The following is a 4808-nucleotide window of genomic DNA, read 5'->3' on the forward strand; positions in this document are numbered from 1 at the left end:
CTGTACTTGAGTACGGTAAGGCGACGCTGACGTGGTTTGAATTTGATTTTCGAAGAGTATAAAAGCATAGAAAAAAGGAATCAGGCTTAGAACCTGGTTCCTTTTTAGTTGCTTGATTACATGATGTGAAGAACATGTGCCACAATACCCACTGCGAAGAGGGCAAGGATAATAGTGATTGGAGATACTTTTTTCTTAAGTAAGTACATGCAAAGTAAAGTAAGGAGTAGTCCTGATAATCCAGGAATCAACATATCCAAGTTTTGTTGGAAAGTAGTAACTTTTTCAGGAGTTTGAGACAATCCTTGTCCTACTTGTGCGAATGCTTCTTGGATACCTTTAGACCCTTCTGGCAATTTATCCCAATGGATATAAGCCTTTTCATCTAGTTGAACTTTAGAAACATCGAAAGCAAATTTAATATTTACCCAGCGTTGAACAAGGACAGCAAGAATGAACATCCCAAGGATAGAAGCTCCTTTAGTGATATCTTGAAGGATACCACCAGACATATCTTTAGTGATTTCTGATCCAGCCTTGTATCCAATCTCTTGAACATACCACAAGAATGACATACGAATCAAGTTCCATGCAACAAAGAAGAGGAGTGGCCCCAAGATATTGCCAGTAAGGGCAAGTGAAGCACCGAGAGATCCAAGGATTGGGCGTACTGTAAACCAGAATACTGGGTCACCGATACCAGCAAGAGGTCCCATCATACCGATTTTAACCCCTTGGATAGCAGCGTCATCGATTTCCACACCGTTAGCACGTTCTTCTTCAAGCGCAAGAGTAACCCCCATGACTGGAGCAGCTACGTATGGATGAGTGTTGAAGAACTCAAGGTGACGCTCAAGAGCAGCGATTTGATCTTCTTTTTTAGTATAGAGTTTTTTGATAGCTGGAATGAGTGTATAAGCCCAGCCCAAGTTTTGCATCCGTTCAAAGTTCCAAGACCCTTGTAAGAAGGTTGAACGCCACCAAACTTTTTTACGATCTGATTTAGTTAATTGAAGTTTTTCAGTCATGATGTTTTCAGTCCTTTCTTATCTTAGTAGTCTTCTAGGATATCGCCGATTGGGTCGTTAGAAGTTGCGGCTCCTCCGCCACCATTTCCACCAGTTTTAGAAAGGTGAAGGTAGATAAGAGCGATAGCAACACCGATAGCACCGAATCCGATTAGAGTAATATCTGACACAGCAGCGAGAACGAAACCAAGAGCGAAGAATGGCCATACTTCACGAGTTGCCATCATGTTGATAACCATGGCGTAACCAACGGCAACGACCATACCACCACCGATAGCCATACCATCTTTGAGCCAGTCTGGCATGGCACTAAGGATACTTTGTACAGTTTCAGTTGGTACCATAAGGAGAAGAGCTGCAGGAAGCGCGATACGAAGTCCTTGGAAGAGTAGCGCAATGAAATGCGCACGCTCCACAGCGCCGAAGTCACCTTTTTTAGCGGCAGCATCTGCAGTATGAACCAAACCAACTGAAATTGTACGAACAATCATTGTCAAGAAAAGTCCAGCTACGGCAAGAGGGATAGCAACCGCTTGGGCAACACCGATACCAGTCTTGGTAAAGTCACCACCAAGAACCATGATAATGGCAGCAGCGACAGAAGCAAGTGCAGCATCAGGAGCGATAGCAGCACCGATATTTGACCAACCAAGGGCAATCATTTGAAGCGATCCACCGAGGATAATCCCTGCTTCCAAGTGACCTGTTACAAGCCCAATAAGGGTACAGGCTACAAGTGGTTGGTGAAATTGGAACTGGTCGAGGATGCCTTCAAGACCTGCAAAGAAGGCTACAACGACTACTAAAACCATAGAAATAATAGACATGTTTAAAATCCTTTCATAAATAATGGCTTATTTGACATTGGCTTTGTTAATCAAGTCAAACAAATCTTTTTTAGAATCATTTGGTACTTTACGTACGTCAAATTCAACACCGAGGTCACGCATTTTTTCAAATGTAGCAACGTCTTCTTTGTCCATAGACAAAACAGTATTGACCAATGTTTTACCTGTTGAGTGAGCCATAGAACCAACGTTAAGAGTTTTGATTGGCACGCCGCCTTCGATGGCACGAAGAGCATCTTGAGGTGTTTCAAACAAGATAAGGGCATGTGTTTCTCCAAAACGTGGGTCTTTTGAAACCTCAATCAGTTTTTGAATTGGAACCACGTTAGCCTTGACATTACCTGGAGCTGCTTGTTTAATCAATTCTTTACGAAGGTCGTCTTTAGCCACGTTATCTGAAGCCACGATGATACGGTCTGCTTTTGAATCTGGAGTCCAAGCAGTTGCAACCTGACCGTGAAGTAGACGTGTGTCAAGACGGGCAAGATTGATTTTCAATTTACCGTCTCCAATGACCGTTCCTTCTGGGATAGCAGCTTGGGCAACTGGAGCAGCTGCAGCGCTTGCTACTTCCTCAACTGGGTTTAGCTCTTCTGGAAGAGCCTTGATGCCATCTTTGGCTTCTTTAATAATATTCGCAGCGACTTTTTCTACACCTGCAGCAGCGTCCATCAGGCGCTCTGTGTAGGCTTGAATTAACATCGGTAAGTTAAGTCCTGTGATGATGGCAAACTTACGCTCGGGATTTTCTCCCATCACGCGACTAGCTTGGTTAAATGGAGATCCACTCCAAAGGTCAGCCAAAACTAGAACCTCATCTTCTGCGTCAAATGCAGCAACAGCGTTATTAAACTTAGCGTATAGATCATCAGGGCCTTCATTTGGCATAAAGGTTACAACTTGAACCTTTTCTTGTTCACCAAAGATCATAGATCCTGACTGATGAATACCCGCAGCAAATTCGCCGTGGCTCGCAATAATGATTCCGATACTCATTATTGTCATTCCTCCTTTTTTGTTTTAGTTTTCATTTAAGAAAACTTTAAGACTGTTTAAGTATAAACCGTTTTCATGTAAAAAGCAACTATTTATCATAAAAAATTAAAAAAACTTTTACTTTTGGATGTTGATATATTGAGTTTTTTGAGGAGTAATATTGAATCCACATTTAAAAATTTAATATAAAAAAGTTGAAAGAAGCTTCCAACTTTTAAAATAGGTTTCTATTAGATTAGTGGGTGAAGTCGAGTACCATACGTCCTTGGATTTGACCTTTTTCCATTTCGTCGAAAATGGCTACGGCATCTTCTATTGGACGTTTTTGAACAACTGGAACTACTAAACCTTCTGCACCGAATTGGAAGGCTTCTTCCAAGTCTTTACGAGTTCCTACAAGAGAACCGATGACTTGGATTCCATCGAGGACTGTTTTAACGATGCTGAGTTCCATCATTTCAGAAGGAAGACCGACAGCGACAACGCGACCACCAGCACGAACTGAGTCAACAGCCTGGTTGAAGGCAACTTTAGATACAGCAGTTACGACAGCTGAATGAGCTCCTCCATCAGTTTTTTCCTTGATGAGTCCTGGTACATCATCAACTTCGAGGCCGTTAATCACAATGTCAGCGCCTACTTCTTTTGCAAGGGCAAGTTTGTCATTGTTGATATCAACTGCGATGACATGAGCATTGAATACTTTTTTAGCGTATTGAACAGCGAGGTTACCAAGCCCACCAGCACCGTAAAGAACAACCCATTGGCCTGGTTCAACTTTTGCTTCTTTAATAGCTTTATAGGTTGTTACACCAGCGCATGTAATAGAAGAAGCTTGGGCTGGATCAAGTCCGTCAGGAACTTTAACAGCATAGTCTGCAGTTACGATACATTGTTCAGCCATACCACCGTCTACTGAGTAGCCAGCATTTTTTACTGTACGGCAAAGGGTTTCGCGACCAGTTGTACAGTATTCGCAAGTACCACATCCTTCAAAGAACCAAGCAACGCTGACGCGGTCACCGACTTTAAGGCTTTTTACATCTGGGGCAATTTCTTTAACGATACCAACACCTTCGTGACCTAGGACACGTCCTGGTACCTGACCGAAGTCGCCATGGGCAACGTGGAGGTCAGTGTGGCAAACACCACAGTATTCAATTTCTACAAGTGCTTCCCCAGTTTCAAGTGGGCGGAGTACTTTTTCTTCAACAGCAACACCAGTGCTTTCTGGATTTACAACAACAGCTTTCATAGCTATCCTCCTTTATATTGACCGAGAACAGGGACAACGGGACTGGATTGATTTTGTGTCAACAGAGTCGAGTGTGACGAGCTCTCTTGTATTTATATGTGAAGTATATCACAAAAGAAAGCCTTTTCCAAGGTTTTGGAGGCAAAAAGTAGAACAATCGATTAATACTAAACTAAAATAAAAAAGCATCATATAATAGTAATATGAAATCAACTAAAGAAGAAATCCAAGCTATCAAAACACTTTTAAAAGACTCTAGTACAGCTAAATATCATAAACGCCTTCAAATCGTTCTATTTCGTCTGATGGGCAAATCTTATAAAGAGATTATAGAGCTTTTAGGCTGTAATCAAACAACGATTTGGCCAACTGTAAAAAAATATGAGGAGTTCGGACTCGATTCTCTCCTTCAAGAAACACGTGGTGGTCGTAACCATGCATATATGACAATTGAGGAAGAGAAAGCCTTTCTTGCCCGTCATTTGAAGGCTGCAGAGGCAGGAGAATTTGTTACAATTGATGCCTTATTTCAGGCTTATAAAAAGGAGTTAGGTTCTTCCTACACACGTGATACCTTCTATCAACTCTTGAAGCACCATGGTTGGCGAAATATTAGGCCACGTCCAGCACATCCCAAGAAAGTAGACTCTCAAACCATTGTCGCGTCTAAAAATAAAATCT

The 4808-nt window shown here is 42.0% G+C and carries 5 protein-coding genes; 1 reads left to right on the plus strand and 4 read right to left on the minus strand.

Annotated elements, in window-relative coordinates; all coding sequences use genetic code 11:
* Positions 1-116: 116 nt before the first annotated feature.
* The 4 genes from HT736_RS08760 to adhP form a co-directional block, all read right to left on the minus strand.
* Positions 117-1028, minus strand: a complete 912-nt coding sequence (locus HT736_RS08760; RefSeq protein WP_000136861.1) for a PTS system mannose/fructose/sorbose family transporter subunit IID — start codon at positions 1026-1028, stop codon at positions 117-119.
* Between the two features lie 23 nt (positions 1029-1051).
* The gene (locus tag HT736_RS08765) at positions 1052-1855 is read right to left on the minus strand and encodes a PTS mannose/fructose/sorbose transporter subunit IIC (protein ID WP_000022715.1); all 804 of its coding nucleotides are present in this window, start codon (positions 1853-1855) and stop codon (positions 1052-1054) included.
* A 27-nt stretch (positions 1856-1882) separates the two neighbouring features.
* A complete protein-coding gene (locus HT736_RS08770; protein WP_172930959.1) occupies positions 1883-2872 on the minus strand; it encodes a PTS sugar transporter subunit IIB in 990 nt (329 codons plus the stop codon).
* 235 nt (positions 2873-3107) lie between these two features.
* The gene (adhP, locus tag HT736_RS08775) at positions 3108-4127 is read right to left on the minus strand and encodes an alcohol dehydrogenase AdhP (protein WP_000649181.1); all 1020 of its coding nucleotides are present in this window, start codon (positions 4125-4127) and stop codon (positions 3108-3110) included.
* Positions 4128-4330: 203 nt separating this feature from the next.
* On the opposite strand from adhP, the gene HT736_RS08780 reads away from it, so the two are divergent.
* On the plus strand, positions 4331-4808 hold a 478-nt coding region (locus tag HT736_RS08780), incomplete at its 3' end, for a winged helix-turn-helix domain-containing protein (protein WP_172930960.1).

This window comes from Streptococcus sp. 339 (assembly GCF_013277285.1).
In the GTDB taxonomy this organism is placed as follows: Bacteria; Bacillota; Bacilli; order Lactobacillales; family Streptococcaceae; genus Streptococcus; species Streptococcus pseudopneumoniae.

Bases quoted from the DNA above. Each gene is read 5' to 3' on its own strand.
- HT736_RS08760 (WP_000136861.1), bottom strand. From the start codon at position 1,028: ATGACTGAAAAACTTCAATTAACTAAATCAGATCGTAAAAAAGTTTGG.
- HT736_RS08765 (WP_000022715.1), bottom strand. From the start codon at position 1,855: ATGTCTATTATTTCTATGGTTTTAGTAGTCGTTGTAGCCTTCTTTGCA.
- HT736_RS08770 (WP_172930959.1), bottom strand. From the start codon at position 2,872: ATGAGTATCGGAATCATTATTGCGAGCCACGGCGAATTTGCTGCGGGT.
- adhP (WP_000649181.1), bottom strand. From the start codon at position 4,127: ATGAAAGCTGTTGTTGTAAATCCAGAAAGCACTGGTGTTGCTGTTGAA.